This window comes from Flavobacterium pectinovorum (assembly GCF_022802975.1).
GTDB classification, from domain to species: domain Bacteria; phylum Bacteroidota; class Bacteroidia; order Flavobacteriales; family Flavobacteriaceae; genus Flavobacterium; species Flavobacterium pectinovorum_B.
This window is the reverse complement of sequence record NZ_JAFEVZ010000014.1, coordinates 45,787-63,983: the sequence shown is the minus strand read 5'-3', so window position 1 is coordinate 63,983 and position 18,197 is coordinate 45,787. Positions and strand designations below refer to the sequence as shown.

The 18,197-nt window shown below is 34.0% G+C and carries 17 protein-coding genes; 6 read left to right on the top strand and 11 right to left on the bottom strand.

The genetic code is table 11. The annotated features are described in order from the left end of the window. Positions 1-30: 30 nt before the first annotated feature. Positions 31-1,524, bottom strand: a complete 1,494-nt coding sequence (locus tag FLV_RS17305; protein WP_243235793.1) for an aminotransferase class V-fold PLP-dependent enzyme — start codon at positions 1,522-1,524, stop codon at positions 31-33. A gap of 343 nt (positions 1,525-1,867) precedes the next feature. Here FLV_RS17305 and msrA point away from each other — a divergent pair, with 343 nt between their 5' ends. After that, the gene (msrA, locus tag FLV_RS17300; protein WP_243235790.1) at positions 1,868-2,401 is read left to right on the top strand and encodes a peptide-methionine (S)-S-oxide reductase MsrA; all 534 of its coding nucleotides are present in this window, start codon (positions 1,868-1,870) and stop codon (positions 2,399-2,401) included. A gap of 8 nt (positions 2,402-2,409) precedes the next feature. Continuing rightward, positions 2,410-3,978: a protein adenylyltransferase SelO gene (locus FLV_RS17295; protein ID WP_243235784.1), complete on the top strand. Its 1,569-nt coding sequence runs from the start codon at positions 2,410-2,412 to the stop codon at positions 3,976-3,978. 215 nt (positions 3,979-4,193) lie between these two features. On the opposite strand, the gene FLV_RS17290 is transcribed toward FLV_RS17295, so the two are convergent. From FLV_RS17290 to FLV_RS17265, 6 genes are all read right to left on the bottom strand, one after another. Continuing rightward, positions 4,194-5,162 (bottom strand): YpdA family putative bacillithiol disulfide reductase, encoded by a 969-nt coding sequence (locus tag FLV_RS17290; protein WP_243235782.1) that lies wholly within the window; start codon positions 5,160-5,162, stop codon positions 4,194-4,196. Between the two features lie 8 nt (positions 5,163-5,170). Next, on the bottom strand, positions 5,171-5,644 hold the full coding sequence (locus FLV_RS17285) for a CYTH domain-containing protein (protein ID WP_243235774.1): 474 nt from the start codon (positions 5,642-5,644) through the stop codon (positions 5,171-5,173). Positions 5,645-5,739: 95 nt separating this feature from the next. Further along, positions 5,740-6,786, bottom strand: a complete 1,047-nt coding sequence (locus FLV_RS17280; protein WP_243235772.1) for an o-succinylbenzoate synthase — start codon at positions 6,784-6,786, stop codon at positions 5,740-5,742. A 204-nt stretch (positions 6,787-6,990) separates the two neighbouring features. Next, positions 6,991-8,193 carry a tetratricopeptide repeat protein gene (locus FLV_RS17275; RefSeq protein ID WP_243235771.1) on the bottom strand — a complete coding sequence of 401 codons (1,203 nt, stop codon included), beginning with the start codon at positions 8,191-8,193 and terminating at the stop codon, positions 6,991-6,993. A gap of 144 nt (positions 8,194-8,337) precedes the next feature. Continuing rightward, positions 8,338-9,876, bottom strand: coding sequence for a DEAD/DEAH box helicase (locus FLV_RS17270; protein ID WP_243235769.1), 1,539 nt, complete (start codon positions 9,874-9,876; stop codon positions 8,338-8,340). A 109-nt stretch (positions 9,877-9,985) separates the two neighbouring features. Next, positions 9,986-10,519: a DUF6155 family protein gene (locus tag FLV_RS17265; RefSeq protein ID WP_243235766.1), complete on the bottom strand. Its 534-nt coding sequence runs from the start codon at positions 10,517-10,519 to the stop codon at positions 9,986-9,988. A gap of 104 nt (positions 10,520-10,623) precedes the next feature. On the opposite strand from FLV_RS17265, the gene FLV_RS17260 reads away from it, so the two are divergent. Together FLV_RS17260 and FLV_RS17255 are read left to right on the top strand one after the other, a co-directional pair. Then, on the top strand, positions 10,624-10,911 hold the full coding sequence (locus tag FLV_RS17260; RefSeq protein WP_243235758.1) for a DUF3817 domain-containing protein: 288 nt from the start codon (positions 10,624-10,626) through the stop codon (positions 10,909-10,911). After that, a complete protein-coding gene (locus FLV_RS17255) occupies positions 10,904-12,163 on the top strand; it encodes a mechanosensitive ion channel family protein (RefSeq protein ID WP_243235751.1) in 1,260 nt (419 codons plus the stop codon). The genes FLV_RS17260 and FLV_RS17255 overlap by 8 nt, the downstream gene beginning before the upstream one ends. Before the next feature lie 74 nt (positions 12,164-12,237). On the opposite strand, the gene FLV_RS17250 is transcribed toward FLV_RS17255, so the two are convergent. Together FLV_RS17250 and FLV_RS17245 are read right to left on the bottom strand one after the other, a co-directional pair. Next, entirely contained in the window at positions 12,238-12,663 is a 426-nt protein-coding gene (locus FLV_RS17250; RefSeq protein ID WP_243235750.1) for a hypothetical protein, read from the bottom strand. Between the two features lie 91 nt (positions 12,664-12,754). Continuing rightward, complete coding sequence (locus tag FLV_RS17245) at positions 12,755-13,138, bottom strand: acyl-CoA thioesterase (RefSeq protein ID WP_110308000.1); 384 nt, start codon at positions 13,136-13,138, stop codon at positions 12,755-12,757. 71 nt (positions 13,139-13,209) lie between these two features. Here FLV_RS17245 and FLV_RS17240 point away from each other — a divergent pair, with 71 nt between their 5' ends. Together FLV_RS17240 and FLV_RS17235 are read left to right on the top strand one after the other, a co-directional pair. Continuing rightward, positions 13,210-13,611 (top strand): glyoxalase, encoded by a 402-nt coding sequence (locus FLV_RS17240; RefSeq protein WP_243235742.1) that lies wholly within the window; start codon positions 13,210-13,212, stop codon positions 13,609-13,611. Positions 13,612-13,617: 6 nt separating this feature from the next. After that, positions 13,618-14,133, top strand: a complete 516-nt coding sequence (locus FLV_RS17235) for a hypothetical protein (RefSeq protein WP_243235740.1) — start codon at positions 13,618-13,620, stop codon at positions 14,131-14,133. A 103-nt stretch (positions 14,134-14,236) separates the two neighbouring features. On the opposite strand, the gene FLV_RS17230 is transcribed toward FLV_RS17235, so the two are convergent. Further along, positions 14,237-15,979 carry a DUF885 domain-containing protein gene (locus FLV_RS17230; protein WP_243235738.1) on the bottom strand — a complete coding sequence of 581 codons (1,743 nt, stop codon included), beginning with the start codon at positions 15,977-15,979 and terminating at the stop codon, positions 14,237-14,239. Positions 15,980-16,162: 183 nt separating this feature from the next. Then, a complete protein-coding gene (locus FLV_RS17225; RefSeq protein WP_243235737.1) occupies positions 16,163-18,139 on the bottom strand; it encodes a thiamine pyrophosphate-dependent enzyme in 1,977 nt (658 codons plus the stop codon). Positions 18,140-18,197: the final 58 nt, after the last annotated feature.

Genomic DNA, 18,197 nt, shown 5'->3' with positions numbered 1-18,197 from the left:
CGGGTTTGTATAAATTTTTATTTTTCAGACTTAAGGCCTAAACCAGCCAGCCACCAATTCATCTTCAAACGAATTAGCATTTTTATGCACAAACTCATTCGTATTTTTATCATAAGTATAATCCAGTTTCCAGCTTTCGTGATTTTCAGCAAGTTCTTTAATACTTTCACAAACAAAGGCAATTTCTTCATTCGTAGTCGTTGGATGAATTGACATCCTGATCCAGCCCGGTTTTTTGATCAAATCACCAATTGTAATTTCATCAACCAGTTTACTTGAAGTCTCCTGATCAACATGCAGTAAAAAATGTCCGTAAGTCCCGGCACAGCTGCACCCGCCTCTGGTCTGAATGCCAAATCTGTCATTCAGCAACTTTACGCCCAAATTAAAATGCAGATCATCTATAAAAAACGAAATCACTCCTAAACGTTCCTGATGATGCCCAGCCAGAATATTAATGTTTGATGCCGGATTTAGTTGTTGAAAAACAAAATCTACAATTTCATGCTCTCGATTCAGAATGTTCTCAATCCCCATTTCTTCTTTCAGTTCGATAGCAAGAGCCGTTTTTATTACTTGTAAAAAGCCAGGAGTTCCACCATCTTCCCTATCTTCAATATTATCAATATATTTATGCTCACCCCACGGATTTGTCCAGCTCACCGTTCCTCCGCCCGGACAATCCGGAATCATATTATGGTACAACTTTTTATTAAAAATCAACACTCCTGAAGTTCCGGGACCTCCTAAAAATTTATGCGGTGAAAAGAAAATCGCATCCAAATATGCCTGCGGATCTTCAGGATGCATATCAATTTGCACATAAGGTCCTGAACAGGCAAAGTCTACAAAACAAACACCATTGTACTGATGCATTAATTTTGCTGCTTCATGAAAAGGAGTTTTCAATCCGGTTACGTTTGAACATGCCGTAATCGAAGCTATTTTTATGGTTCTGTCTTTATATTTTTCTAATAATTCTTTTAAATTTTCCAGACTAAAAAGCCCTTTTTCGGTTTCAGAACACGGAATAATTTCAACATCAGCAATCGTTTCAAGCCATGAAGTCTGATTCGAATGATGCTCCATGTGCGAAATAAAAACAATCGGTTTTTTCTCCGCCGGAATAGTGGTAAACGCTTTCAGATTTTCAGGAACTTTCAATCCTAAAATACGTTGAAATTTATTAATTACGCCTGTCATTCCGGTACCATCCGTAATTAAAACATCATCGGAACTGGCGTTTGTATGACGCTTGATAATGTGACGCGCATGATGATATGCCTTAGTCATGGCAGTACCAGAAACAGTTGTTTCCGTATGAGTATTAGCAACAAAAGGACCAAATTGGTTTAAAAGCTTTTCTTCAATTGGTCGATACAATCTTCCGCTGGCTGTCCAATCAGTATAAATAATTTGTTTTTTTCCGTAAGGTGAATCAAACTCCTGATTAATACCAACTATATTTTCCCGAAAACGCTCAAAATATGCTTCTAATGAGGTGTTTTTAACTTTAGTATCCATTTGTGCTTTTTTTATTTTGCACACAAATATATCTCTTTTTTTTAAAATTGTTAATTTATCAAAAATAAAGTTCAAATTTCAACTTACACAGCATTATAATTACAAAAATAACAAGTTTACAATCAATTTAACAACATTACCTATATAACAAGTAGACTAACTGGAAAATAAAATCTTAAAAATTTCCTGCTATAGAGATAAAGTTTATCTAGTTTCTCCGCTGTACGATACATCTTATTTTATAATTCAATTAACGTTTGTACTGATTAGAATCTGTATAAATAGTTTTAAATTTGATAAAACTATTATTTCACCCCAATTTTAGAAGCCAAAAACTTAAAATATGAAAAATCAAGCAATTGCAACTTTCGGTGGCGGCTGTTTCTGGTGCATCGAAGCTGTTATTCAACGTCTAAAAGGCGTCGAAACCATAAAATCAGGCTATTCAGACGGACAGATAAAAAATCCTGCTTACAGAGAAGTATGTACAGGACGTACTGGTCACGCTGAGGTGATACAAGTTGTCTTTAATCCTGATATACTGTCTTATCATGACCTGATTACCATTTTTATGACCAGCCATGATCCTACTACCCTAAACCGACAAGGTGCAGACAGTGGTACTCAATACCGTTCTATTATTTTATATCATGATAATATTCAAAAAGAAACAGCTGAAAAGGTTTTTGAAGAGTTAAAACCGGTTTTTGCCAGTCCAATTGTAACACAGCTAAAACCTTTTCAGGTATTTTACGAAGCCGAAAAAGATCATCAAAACTATTATAATGATAATCCCGAAGCGGGTTATTGCCGAATGGTAATTGACCCGAAAGTGTACAAATTAAAAAAAATGTATGCTGATAAATTAATTGAATAAATTCTTAAATGAAAAATTTAAAAATACACAATCGTTTTACCACAGAATTGCCTGCAGATCCTAACGAAACCAATGAAATTCGTCAGGTTTCAAATGCACTTTTTTCCTATGTAAATCCAACAAAACCATCTAATCCTAAATTAATCCACGCTTCGGAAGAAGTAACGGAACAGGTTGGAATCTCAGCAAATGAAATTCAAACTGAAGAATTTTTAAATATTTTTTCCGGAAAAGAAATTCTGCCGCAGACACGTCCGTATGCGATGTGTTATGCGGGGCATCAATTTGGCAACTGGGCAGGACAATTAGGTGATGGACGTGCGATCAATTTAACCGAAACAGAACATGACAATCAGTTTTATACTTTACAATTAAAAGGCGCCGGGAAAACACCATACTCCAGAACAGCAGATGGACTAGCCGTTTTGCGTTCTTCCATTCGTGAATATTTATGTGCCGAAGCAATGTATTATTTAGGAGTTCCTACTACAAGATCGCTTTCGCTGATGTTATCCGGAGATAAAGTATTACGTGATATTTTATACAATGGAAATCCTGCATACGAAAAAGGCGCTATTGTATGCCGTGTTGCGCCTTCTTTTATCCGGTTTGGAAGTTTTGAAATGCTTGCTGCCCGAAACGAACTTAAAAACCTGAAACAATTCGTTGAATTCAATATCAAACATTATTTCCCTGAAATTAAAGGTGAGCCAAAAGAACAATATTTACAGTTTTTTAAAACCGTAGCCGATACAACCAGAGAAATGATTTTGCATTGGCAGCGTGTAGGTTTTGTTCATGGCGTAATGAATACCGATAATATGTCGATTCACGGAATTACAATTGATTATGGACCTTATGGCTGGCTGGAAAATTACGATCCAAACTGGACGCCTAATACTACTGACAGTCAAAACAGAAGATACCGCTTCGGGAATCAGCCCCAGATTGCACAGTGGAATTTGTTTCAACTGGCAAATGCTCTTTATCCGTTAATCAATGAAGCAGAGCCTTTGGAAAAAATATTAGAATCGTTTATAATTGATTTTAATTCCGATTATAAAAAAATGATTTTAGGGAAATTAGGCATCATTTCACAAGCGGATAACGATGATGAATTTATTGCCTATCTGGAGTCAAATTTGCAATTATCTGAAACGGATATGACTATTTTTTATCGCAATCTGAATAAAATCAGAAAAAACGATTCAGCCGAAAAAGCGCTACAAGCTATTGAAGATGCTTTTTACAAACCGGAAGAAATCAAAAACACCATTAAAGACAACTGGCTATTGTGGTTTACCGATTATCTGGAACGTTTGAATCAGAAAAACACTTCAGATGACGAAAGAATTACACTTCAAAATTCAGTCAATCCTAAATATGTATTGCGAAATTATATGGCGCAATTAGCGATTGATGCTGCTGATAAAGAAGATTATTCGCTAATTACAGAATTATATGAATTACTTAAAAAACCTTATGATGAGCAGCCTGAATACGAAAAATGGTTTGCAAAACGACCAGACTGGGCGAGGTCAAAAGTAGGATGTTCTATGCTTTCTTGTAGTTCTTAAAGATTTTAAACATAACATCGAGCTCAATATTATTAAGCTATAAATTCGTCAGTTCGAGTTGAGTTATAATTTGCGATAGAAAATTATAACGAAGTATCGAGAACCTTATGTCCTTAAGGCTTCTCGATACAATTTTAAACATTAAAGCTATTGCATTAATCTTTAAAATCACTCGAAGTGACGGCTAAAATCGCTTATCGTAATGATATTAAAATCTATTTCGAAGTAATATAATCCACAATCATACTGGCATGAATACGCGAGTTTTCAATAAACCATTTGTGAGTCTGCATGCCGCCACAAACTACACCTGCTAAAAACAAGCCTGAAACATTTGTTTCCATCGTTTCAGCATTGTAAGCTGGTATTTTTAATTCATCGTCGGATAACTGGATACCCATTTTTTCAAGGAAAGACAAATCAGGTTTGTATCCTGTTAAAGCCAAAACAAAATCATTTTTAATAGTTACTTTGCCATCCGGAGTTTCAATTTCTACTTCATCTTCCCGAATTTCAGTAATATTCGATTCAAAATACGCTTTTATGCTTCCTTCCGCAATTCGGTTTTCAATATCCGGTTTTACCCAGTATTTTACCCGATTATTGATTTCAGTTTTACGAATTACCATCGTTACATTCGCTCCTTTTCTCCAGCATTCCAGAGCAGCATCTACAGAGGAATTATTGGCTCCCACAACCAGAATATCCCTAAAAGCATATTCATGTGCTTCTTTGTAATAATGACGAACTTTTGGCAGTTCCTCGCCTTTTACGTTCATTTCTATCGGAATATCATAAAACCCTGTTGCAATGATTACATTTTTGGCCTCATAAAGGCTTTTATCAGTTGTGATTTTAAAAAGCTGATTTTCCTGTTTCTGAACTTCAATGACCTTTTCGAATAAATTAATATTGAAATTAAAATATCTATGGATATTACGATAATATTCCAAAGCCTCCTGACGACCCGGTTTTGGGGCTAAACAGTTAAAAGGAATATTACCAATTTCAAGCCTTTCAGCCGTAGAAAAAAAAGTCATATACAAAGGATAATTGAAAATACTGTTTACAATTGCCCCTTTTTCGATAATCAGATAATTCAGGTTTTTCTTTTGAGCTTCAATTGCGCATGCAAGCCCGATTGGACCGCCTCCCACAATAATGAGATCGTATGAATGTGTCATAAAAATTGTTATTTTTCCCAGTCTTTAAAAGGATTTTTGCTTAAATAAGCATTGTAGTAGCGCTCATCATTGGTTACCTCATCACCCAGCCAATCCGGTTTTTCAAAAGGTTCTGTTTCAGATTCCAGTTCAATTTCTGCCATAACCAAACCTTCATTTTCTCCGTAAAATTCATCCACTTCAAAAACATGTTTGCCGGATTGAATTTCAAAACGTGTTTTTTCAATCTTTCCCTTCTCACATAATTTAAGCAATTCCTGTGCTTCGCCAAGCGGAATTTCATTCTCCCATTCAAAACGCGACATTCCGCCGTGATGACCAATTCCTTTTATCGTGATGAATCCTTTTTCGCCTTTGATTCTGATACGTACTGTTCGTTCAGGAAGCGAACTTAAATAGCCCTGAGCAATCTTGTTCTGAGCAAAAGCCTGTGCTTTGAATTCATCCGATTTTACGAGAAACTTTCTTTCAATCTCAATCATTAGTTTTGCTAATTAAATTTTATGCAAGTTACTTAATTTAGCGCTAAACCCAGATTCGTTTGTTAGGATTTTAAGAAGACAAAAAAGTGATTTTATCAGGCTTTTTCTAAAAATGCGGAGTCCCAGTCTTTAGCATTATTGTACCACAATTGTCCATTCAAAACTTCCAGCGGGCAATCAATATTATTCGTGTAAAGTGCTCCGGTCCCTAATCCCTGAGGCATATTAGAATTTAGCAAAAATGTCCATTGTGCAATTGCATTTAAACCAATGTTGCTTTCCAGTGCTGAGGTAATCCACCAGCCTATATTATATTTTTCTGCTAATGCAATCCACTCCTGAGTCCCTCTGAAACCACCGACAAAACTTGGCTTCAAAATGATATATTGTGGCTTGATTTTTTGTAAAAGAGCTTCTTTTTCTTCGAATGAAAAGACACCAATCAGTTCTTCATCCAAAGCAATAGGAAAAGGTGTTGTTTTACACAGCTCTGCCATACTGTCAGTGTTGTTTTTCTGGATAGGCTGTTCAATACTATGTAATTTAAAACCAGATAATTGATTTAATTTATCTAAAGCTTCATTTAAAGCAAAAGCACCGTTCGCATCTACCCTGATTTCTATCTGTTCAGCAGTAAAATGAGTACGTATAAAACGTAATAATTCGAGTTCTTTTTCAAAATCTATGGCTCCGATCTTGAGTTTTATACAAGTAAATCCCTGTTGTAACTTTTCTTCGATCTGCTCTTTCATGAAAGCTTCTTCTCCCATCCAGACCAAACCGTTTATAATAATTGATTTTGAATTATTCGTAAAATCTGAAGGAAATAACAGATATGGATTTTCACTTTTCAAAGACAAAAAAGCCATTTCAATTCCGAATTGAATGGAAGGAAATTCAAGTAATTTATCCCAAAGAACAGTTTCACCTAAATGAATATTTTGGCAAACCCAGTTTAATTTGGCCTCATAATCATCTCTGTCGTCAGCACTCAGTCCTCTAAGAATTCCACACTCGCCTATTCCTTTTTTACCGTTTTCTTCAAGGATTATAAACCAGGTTTCTTTTTTGGTCATAATGCCGCGAGACGTTCCCGAAGGACGTTTGAATTCGAGCATGTATTTTTGGTAAGTAGCTTTCATACGTGGTGATTTTTTAAACCGTATAATGATTTTTAAACCATATAAGTGATATAAGAAAATTAAGTTTGACTTTTGGATTATAATACAGAGAGGGCTTCTACTCCGCTCAGCCTGACAATTAATTCTAATTACATTTCAATGACAACTATGAACTCAGCTTACAGTTAAATAAACTTATATCACTTACATGGTGAAAATGTTTTTTTAATTGTACAGTTTCAAAACTCTCTGAAAGTCTGATGAAGGCAATCCTGCTTTTTGAAAAATAGCAAAGTCCTGTTTGGTTTTATCTATCCAGCTCAGACTGTCTGTTACGTTTTGAGACTGGTATTTTTTATAAATCGGTTTTGCCTGGCTATAATCATCACTAACTAAATAGGCATGCGCCAGATTCAATTTCACTAATAATTCAGTATCATCCAGTTTTTCACCTTCTTTTAAAAACTTTATGGCTTTTTCATATTGTTTGGTCAAAATATAACTGTAACCAATGGAACTGTAATCCAAAGCGGTTGCTTTTCCTGCTGTTATGATTGTATTTAATTTAGGAATCGCTTCGTTGTATTTTTTCAGTTTTATCAAAGTATTTGCCTGCGTGCGCAAATCATTGTAAACGTTTTTAGAAATAGAAGCGTCATTATAACAGGCGTTCCCAAAATCCTTGTAAACCTTAGTTTTTTCTATCGCAAGCAATTTTTGAAACTCACCATAACGGTGTTGCTTCATGATTTTATCCAGGATACAAACGCAAAAATCGTCTGAATTTGCCATTTTTTGTGCCATTGTAGAGGTTTTGCACAAGCTGACAATTTCGTTTTTATTATCCTGATTCCAGCCACGGTTTAATTTCGTGTCAACCCAGGGTACAACTTCTAACACTATTTTTTGTTTCAATAACCAGTTTTTACTTTCGAAGCCAAACCAAATTGTAGTGGTGTTTGCATTTAAGCAAGAAGATTTATCAAGCGATAAGCGTTTAGCATCTTTGCTTACAGGTTCTGTCTGGGCATAACAGGCGTCATTTACTTTTCCGTTATCAATGTATTTTTTGGCATTTGCATCTGAAGTAAAAAGTGCATAGGTACATTTATCATCGCCTGAAATTTTTGACATTAGAAAGACTGCTCCAGCAGAACCCTGTCCTATCCCGTAAGGATCCGGAATTGCTTTTAGCACAGAAACCAGGCTATTTGTCATTTGCTGATTTTCGTCTAAAAGTGTTACCCTGTAAACAATTTCGGTTGTACCAACAGGTAAATCCTCCGTTTTAACTGTTATTCTGTCACCGGCAGAAACTATAATTTCTTTTGTAGTAGCACGCTCCTTGTCCCAATACCCGTCTTTTTGCGCAAAAACATTATAAAAAGAACCAATTAAAAACAAAACAAATATTCTTTTCAAATTCATCTCTTTCAATATCAAAATTCAATAGCAAAAATAAAATAGCAATGCAATGTCAAAAATCAATTTCAATGCCAAAGTTTAATATGTTTCCACTTTTCTCAGCTTAACTTTGCCAACCTGAAACATTAAACCTGAAACATTTTTTTATCAATCCGGCTCGTTCATTATTTTTTCACGATACTTTTTACCTATCAATAACGTCATATTTTTCTTGTAATCATCAACCAGCCATTCGCGGTAGTTTTTACTGCACTGGCTCAGGCATTTTGCATAACGCTTGATTCGGCATTCGATATCATCATCCAGTTCTTTACCTAAAGCTTTTGCTTCCTGCAGCGTTTCTGTATTATCAACACACATTGCTGCATGTTGTTCTAATGATTTATCCAATACAATTTTTGAACGTAAATTTTGCTTAATCGCTAATTTGTGTTCTTCATCAACATCAAACGTAACCTCGGCAGTTTTACTAAATTTTGCACGCAATTCAGGTGGCATACTGTATTTGAAAAACATTTCGATTTCGGTATCATCACGTAAATTCTCCAAATAAAATTCAGGCGATTTAAAGATATGCTGCCAGTTTACCGGCTCGCTCCATAAACCAAAACGTGCTGCATTGTTACCTAAATCGATCACTGTAAATTCATCTTTACCAGGTAACTTTCGGGATCCACGACCAATCATCTGGTAATACAATGTCAATGATTTTGTGGCTCTGTTCAGGATAATCGTTTCAACCGTAGGCTCATCAAAACCAGTCGTCAAAATTCCGACAGATGTTAAAATAGCATCCGGTGTTTTTTTGAACCATGCCAAAATATCTTTACGTTCTTCTGAACTGCTTGTATTATCAAGGTGTCTGATATCATAACCGGCCTCTCTAAAGGTTTCATATACGTATAACGAAGTATGGATACCATTATTAAAAATCAGGGTTTTTTTACCCAAAGAACGCTCAGTGTATGCATGTAGTAATTTTTCCTGCATGATTGTATTCGTGTACAAATCGTCAGAAGACTTTACGGTATAATCTCCGTTGATACCTACTTTTAAAGAAGTCAAACCTACATCATAACTGTAAGTTGTAGCCTTTGCAAGAAATCCTTTATCGATTAAGGAACCAATGGTGTCACCTACAATAAGTTCATTATAGCTCTGGTGCATTGGTAATTTTATATTTGAACTCAAAGGTGTTGCCGTTACTCCAAGAATAAAAGCATTTTTGAATGAGTTTAATAATTTTCTAAATGAATTGTAATGCGCTTCATCAATAATCACCAAACCTATGTTATCAAGATGTAATTTCTCATCATTGATACGGTTTTTTAAAGTCTCAACCATCGCTACAAAGCATGAATACTCATTTTGATCCGGCAGTTCTTTTACTTTACTGTTGATGATTTTATTGGAAACACCAAAGCCTTTCAGCATTTTAGAAGTTTGCTTACAAAGCTCGATACGATGTGTCAGAACTACTACTTTTTTATCATTATTGGCTAAATAACGACGAACAATTTCAGAAAATATCACTGTTTTTCCACCACCTGTAGGCAATTGATATAATAAATGATGTTTTGAAGGAGCATTGTCTAAACGATCAAAAATAGCGTCAATATCGCCTTTTTGATACGCATAAAGTTCTTTTTTCTCTTCTCTTTCTATTTCTAAAGTGTTTTGAGACATTGTGATTTTTTGAATTTTTGCAAAAGTACACCTAAAAAACAGTTATTCATCCTAATTTAACCTAAAATAAATGTTTTTTTTAAACAAGATTTTTTTATAATAAAAGCATTTAAAAGTCGATTTTGTCTACAATTGCTTCAAAATCATATTTATTTTTCCATTTTTGTTGAATAGTTTCTTTTTCTATTGTGATAATTCTCGCCTTAAATTCACTTAAAATCCCATTAGAAATCACAAAATTTACTGACTGTTCAAAAGAATTAAGCATGCTTTTATAAAACAATTCCTGCTTTATAAAATTTCCTGATGAATAAGCTTGTGCAATTTCGATATTATAAAACATTAAATCTGCAATTATAAAAGAATCAACTCCCAAAACAATAAAATGTTTGATGATTTTTTGAGCTACAGAACGGCGCATTTTTGCTTTCGGATGCCATTTTGCACCGGGCTTTTTAATGGGGAAATATTCCTGTGAGATTTTAATCTTGCTTTCCTGCAAAAGTTTATCTTCTTTCGGGTTAAAAACAAAGTCGTAAAAGACTTTTACAGGACTAAATTTCTCGTATAGCTCAATAATTTGTTCTTCGAGCTGTTCTTTATTTAATTCGGATAAATATTTTTTTAAATCACGCTTGCTCATACTCAAAGTTTAAGATTACAAAAGTAAATTACTTTTATTATACATACTCCAATAATCAGGGATAATACTTAATTTTGCCGGTATTAATTCAAAAAAACAGATACATGCTCAAGATTTTTAAGGTTACTGCCATTTTAGAAGGGATTTCTTATTTAGTATTATTTGCCAATATGCTTTTTATCAAAACTAATAATCCCGAACTTTACCATACCTTATTGAAGCCATTGGGAATGAGCCACGGAATATTATTTATTGGTTACATTATATTGGCTTTTTTACTGAAAAAATCTCAAAATTGGGATTTAAAAACCTTCGGAATCATTTTGATCGCTTCTCTTATTCCGTTTGGAACTTTCTACATTGAGAAAAAATATTTAGAAAATAATGCATAAGCTTTTGGATAAAATATTTAACTTTTTATATCCACTTTTCAGGGATTGGGGAATGAGCCGCAACTTTGCCTCGTACATCAGCCTGATCTTCAACATTGCCATCATGGTGGCTTTTGCTTATGCAATTTATTACGCAGCCAAGTTTGTTCTGGTAACGCTGACCGCCATTTTTGCCCAGCGTACCAAGACCAAATTTGACGATTATTTAATTCACAATAAAACCACAAAATACACAGCATATTTAATTCCGTTTTTCTTTATTTACAAAGCAGTCCCTATCATTTTGGATAAATATGAGTATTGGGAAGCTGTTTTTGGAAAAATTGTAGGCGTTTATATTGTTTTGATTAGTTTATGGATTATCAGAACTATTTTTAATGCTTTACGGGATTATTTAAAACAAAAACCTGAATATAGCGACAAGCCAATCGACAGTTTTGTTCAGGTAATCATGATTGTGCTCTGGATTTTTGGCGTTGCCCTTATTATTTCGACATTATTTGGAATCAAAAAAGGGGAACTCTTAACCATTTTAGGAACACTTTCGGCGATTATTATCCTGATTTTTCGTGATACTATTTTAGGATTTGTTTCGAGCGTTCAGGTTGCAATTAACGATATGGTACGTATTGGCGACTGGATTACGATGGATAAATTTGGAGCCGACGGTGATGTTATCGAAATTAATCTGACCACGGTAAAAGTTCGAAACTTTGATAATACGATTACCACAATTCCAACCTATGCCTTAAGTTCAGACTCGTTTCAGAACTGGCGAGGCATGCAAAAGTCTTCTGGAAGACGAATCAAAAGACACGTTTTAATTAAAAGCAGCAGTATCCGCTTTTTGAATGATGAAGATTTACATCAGATGAAAAAAGTACAATTGATTAGCTCTTACATCGAGACCAGACAAGCAGAAATCGAAAAATACAATGATTTACGCGGAATTGATAAAACACTTGCATTAAACGGCCGAAACATGACTAATTTAGGTTTGTTTAGAAAATACATCATTCAATATTTAATAAACTACCCGGGATTAAACAAAGAAATGCACATTATGTGCCGTCAATTACAGTCAACAGAACATGGGGTTCCGCTGGAAATTTATGTTTTTTCGAGCGATAAGCGCTGGGCGAATTACGAATATATTATGGCCGATATTTTTGACCACGTTATGGCTTCGGTAGGCTATTTTGATTTGGAAATATTCGAATTACCATCAGCTATCGGGCGTTTTAGTGAGTAATTATTTGGTTGTTTCAGGTTTCAAAGTTTCAGGTTTCAAGTTTCAGGTTTCAGGTTAAGAAACGAAACCTGAAACTATTTTTTTACTTCTTTAAAAATAAATTCAGAATCCTTATAATTAAGCGTTCCCGGCAAAAAACAAGGGAGGTTCATATAAGTTCCTATTACGCCATTTCCTAAAAACAGTTTATTTTCTTTCTTTAATAAAGCAATTGGAATCCTTTTCCAGCCTCCACCACTTGTTATATAATGAAAATCACCTCTAAGGGTATCTCCTTTTATATCTCCCCTTACATCACCTGAATCTTTACCATTTCTGTAATACGATCTTTCATAACGCCCATAAAAACGTTTATCGCTTATTTTAATGGCTAAAACGGCTGTATCTTTATCATTTATAGCCTGATAAACAACCTGATTGTATTTATCCTTTTTTTCTTTAGAATTACAAGACATTAAAAAAGTAAATAATACAGAAAACGTTATAATTTTTTTGAGCATTTTCTAAAGTTTTTTTACCATGTAATGATTTAAGCAAATAAAAGCTTTGTGCAAAGTTACATGAACTTATATCACTTATATGGTGAAATTTTTACAAACGATCTTTTACAAATTCAATTTGAGTTTTTCCGTGTGGTTTTGGTTTTCCGTCTTCGCCCAAATTTACCATTGTAGTATGATCAATTGTAATGATGATTTCACGGGTCATCATATTTCTTACGGCACATTTAAGAACCAAAGAAGTTGTTCCAAATTTCACAACATCGATTCCAATTTCTACAATATCACCTTGTCTGGCAGAACTTTTAAAATTAATTTCCGACATGTGTTTCGTTACAACTCTCGAATTTTCTAATTGCACAATCGAATATAAAGCCAGCTCTTCGTCAATCCAGGCTAATAACTGACCGCCGAATAAAGTTCCGTTCGGATTTAAATCTTCGGGTTTAACCCATTTTCTGGTATGGAATCTCATATTTTTTATTTTATAAAAACAAAAATAGGGTTTTACTATGGGATTTTTTCCTTAATTTTAAAAGAAAAACCATGAGCGACAGAGACACTTTTTTAAAAGAATTCAGAGGCGAAACTTTAGGAACCGTAAGCGCTCAATCATCATCTGATGAAATATTTCAAAATCAAACGATTAGACCAATTTTAAAACTTCAGAACGATTTATTCGTTGCTGTTTTTATCAACTATGTAAATAAAAACAAAGCTGATTTTTATTCTTATACTGTTGAAAAGAAACTTCAGACCATCGAAAATTCGATTCAAAAAGATATCAAGTTCAGAAATTCTTTAAAAGGAATTGTCATGGCGCTTTTTACCGTTGAAGAATACGAAACTTATATTCAAAATTCTTCCGACTTAAATAAACGAATGATGAATTTATTAATTGACAGATTGAAAAGTCAGGTTCAGTTGTTTGAAATTGAAACTAAATAATTAAAAATGTCAATAAAAACTTTTTGGGCAATCCTAATTAAAATTTTAGGACTATTATTAATATTGGGAGCTTTAACGACAATACCCCAATGGTTATATTCAATCTATTCAGAATATGAAAGTGGAAATAATGAAAGCTTTTTTACTTTAATTTTCATTCTTTTAATAGTCCTGTTTATTTACTTTTTTGCATTCAAATTTTGCATTTATAAAACATTTTGGATTATTGAAAAATTAAAACTTGATAAAGGTCTTGAAAATGAAACTATAGAATTAAATTCCAATGGAAATAAAATTATTTCTATTGCTGTTATATTAGTGGGAGGTATTATATTCGTTGAAAGTATTCCTTCTTTTTTTAGACAAATTTTCGTCTTTTTTCAACAAGAATTTCTTTTCAAAGATTATCCTGAATCCGGATGGATGATATTCAATTTCCTTAAAATCATAATGGGTTATTTATTGATGACAAATAGTTTTCGAATTGCTGATTTTATTGAAAGTAAAAAATCTAATAATTGAACCATTTCGTTAGCAAAAAAAATAGTAAACAACAAAAGCTGAAAATCAAAAAGGGTCTGATAAAATTATCAAACCCATTTATTATAATCCGTAAGCTTAAAATTTATTTTCCAGACAGCATCAATTCCCTGATGTACTTTACAGGAGCACTACCAAAACTTAGAAATTTCTCATGAAATTTTTTCAGGTTAAAATTCTCTCCTTCTTTCTTTTTAAGCTCTTCCCTTAAATTGTAAATTTCGGTATAACCTGTAAAATAAGAACATAATTGTACCTGTGAAAGAGTTACACGCTTCCATTTCCCTTCTGCCTCCGCCTGCTGTTGAAAAGCTTCTTTGATAAGTAAATCCAAAGCCACTTCTCTAGACATATTTTTAGTATGAACACTGATATCCAAAATAGTATTACAAGTTGTTCTCAAATTCCATTTATAATACATCAGCCACATTTCGTCAGAATTTTTATAACCGCTCTCCAGCATCATTTTTTCTGTATAAACGGCCCAGCCTTCAATCATTGCACCATTTCCAAGGATAGATTTGATAATACTTGGAGACTGATTACTATAAACAAGTTGCGTGTAATGCCCGGGAATTGCTTCGTGGATATTTAAGATCTGTAAAATATAATCATTGTATTCTCTCAAATAACTTTCTGAGTTTTCAGCCGTCCAGCCTGATAAGCTTCCTACATTATAATATGTATTTCCGTTTTTGTCATAAGGACCGGGAGCCGAAATTGAAGCTCCCGCAACTCCTGCCATATAAGCAGGCTCTTTACGCACAATCAATGGTTTTGACGGATCAATGTATAATAAGTCTTTCGCTTTTACATAGGCTATAAGTTCAGGAATCTGCTTTTCTATTTCAGACTGAAATTTCTCCGGAGTGGTATGTTTTAATGAAATCTGATCGATAACCTGTTTGATTAAATCCAGTTTATTTGTTGGCTTTGCCTCGTTTCCTCTATATTTTGTCCAAAGTTTATCAGCAAGAACAAACATTTTATCATGCAGGTCTTTTTTATGATCAACGGCGATTTTGTAAATCTCATCTGTAGAGTAACGGGACTGAATATCAAAATTGAATTTTTTAGCATATAAATCAGCTCCTAATCTAAAAGAACGAGGTGTTTTATTTGGTAGATTTTTTAGCCATTCTGCATAATCTTTAATTGCTTTTACTGAAACTTTTGCCTTATTCTGAATTTCTTTTTTCTCTGTCGAAGTCAGCTTACTTTTAGCAAGAGCATCATTTAAATCGGTTTCAAAAACTGATGAACCTCCTAAATTTTGATCAATCGCTAGTTGTGTATGTTCAATGGTTGGGTTCTTAATATTCTTTTTAGCAGCTTCATAATAAGCCGGAATACTATTCATTTTCACATTAAAAGAGCGCAGACGAACTTCTAATGAATCGTATTTTCCATTTAAAATTTCAGCAAAAGAACCACACACATTATATCCAGACGGATCCCATTGCGACGATTTCAATTCTTTGATACTAAAAATGGCAGATTCTAACTGATTTTTTATCATATAATAATCTGTCTTGTTATTATTCGATAAATTTTCAATATCATATTGTTTTAAAGAATCTAATTGCACTTTTGCAAAATCAAGCTGTGCTTTATCAGTTGCAGCATCCGGAACTACCAAAACACTATCCAGTTTATGATAACCAACAGCTGAAGCCCATCCCGGATTAATTTGCCATAAAGCTGTAACAAAACCTTCTTTATATTTATCAAATTTTTCATCTAAAGTATTGTCATCACCAGACTTTGTACTTTTATTACAGGAAAAAAGCACGGCAAGTGTTAAAATTGTAACAAACAGTTTTTTCATATTTTAATTTTTATTTTAAATAATATTTGGTTTTAAGTCTATTTGATTAAACTAAAAAAGTGTCAGGCTGGGCGGAGTCGAAGCCCTTTCCGGACAAAAAGCCTTTGACTAAGTTTATCCTGAGCGAAGCGGAATGGACTCAGGGTGACATTCATTAAATTTTAATCATTTATTTTTGTTTTTTTAATAAGCAAGCAAATCAATCAGTTCTTTTTCGAATCGGTTTTTTGGTAAAAACTGATCTTCCAAAGCTTTTGTAAACGGAATCGGTGACTCTAAACTGGCTACTCTTTTTACAGGACCATCCAGATATTCGAAACATTGTTCCATAATCAAAGCCGAAATATCGCTGGCAATACCTCCAAACAAAGTATCTTCCTGATAAACAATCACTTTTCCGGTTTTCTTTACTGAAGCAAAAATAGTTTCTGTATCTAATGGCTGTAATGTTCTTAAATCGATTAAATCAGCCTCAATATCCGGATTTTTCTCTAATGTCTCCAATGCCCAATGCACCGTAGCACCAAAAGCAATAATAGTGATCTTTTTTCCCTCTTTTAATACCGCTGCTTTTCCTAACGGAATCGTATAATAATCATCTGGAACATCCTGATAAATACTTCTGTACAACAACTTATGCTCAAAAAACAACACCGGATTAGGGTCGTTTATTGAAGCATTTAATAAACCTTTGGCATCATACGGAAAAGCCGGATAAACCACTTTTAACCCTGGAGTTTTGGTAAACCAGGCTTCATTTGTTTGCGAATGAAACGGTCCTGCCTGAGTTCCGCCTCCACAAGGCATTCTAACAACAACATCGGCTTTTTCGCCCCAGCGATAATGTGATTTTGCTAATAAATTTACAATTGGATTAAAACCGGTTGAAACAAAATCGGCAAATTGCATTTCTACAATCGCCTTATATCCGTTAATTGACAATCCCATTGCGGTTGAAACAACAGCACTTTCGCAAATAGGCGTATTTCGAACTCTGGCTTTTCCAAAAAACTCGACAAAACCATCTGTGATTTTAAAAGCTCCGCCATACTCTGCTATATCCTGCCCCATAATAACCAGATTTTCATGTCGTTTCATGGAGAGTTCCAGACTATTTCTGATGGCATCTATAAAACGAATATTTTTAAATTCTGATGAATGACTAATTTCTTCATATTCATAAGGTTTATAAACATCGTTTAATTCTCCTTCAAAAGTTGGAACAATTTCAGGTTCTGCATTTGCTATTGCTAAATTCTCATCAATTTCCTGTTTGATTTCTTTATGAAGCTGTTCATCAAATTCGGCTGTCAAAACGCCTGTTTCAGTCAAAAATTTTCTATAATTCTCAACAGGATCTTTTGCTGCCCATTCATTCATTAACTCCTGCGGAACATATTTTGTACCGCTCGCCTCTTCATGGCCTCTCATCCTGAAAGTTTTAAATTCTAATAAAACAGGATGCGGATTTTCCTGTATCTGTTCTTTCAGCTTCGACAGTTTATTATACACTTCCAGAATATTATTTCCGTCAATAATATGACTTTCAATTCCATAACCAATACCTTTATCGGCTAGATTTTCACACAGATACTGCTCATTTGTAGGAGTTGAGAGTCCGTAGCCGTTATTTTCAATAATGAACATTACAGGCAGTTTCCAAACGGCTGCAATATTTAAAGCTTCATGAAAATCACCTTCACTTGTTGCTCCTTCACCGGTAAAAACGGCTGTTACTTTTTTATTGTTTTGAAGTTTATTGGCTAAGGCGATTCCATCAGCAATTCCTAACTGCGGACCGAGATGCGAAATCATTCCGATAATTTTATATTCCTGGGTTCCAAAATGAAAACTTCGGTCCCTGCCTTTTGTAAAACCATTTGCTTTTCCCTGCCATTGCGAAAACAATCGATGCAGCGGAATGTTCCTTGAAGTAAAAACACCCAGATTTCTATGCATTGGCAACACATATTCCGAATCATCCAAAACAGCTGTAACGCCAACCGCAATAGCCTCCTGACCTATTCCTGAAAACCATTTGGATACTTTTCCCTGCCGAATCAGGATGAGCATCTTTTCTTCAATCAAACGAGGTTTCAGTATTTTTTTATATAAATCTAATAATTGGTTATTCGTGAGGTCTTGTCTGTAAAAGATCATATTAGGTTGTGTTTTGGTATTTCAAATATATTAAAATATAACAATTCAAATACCAAGA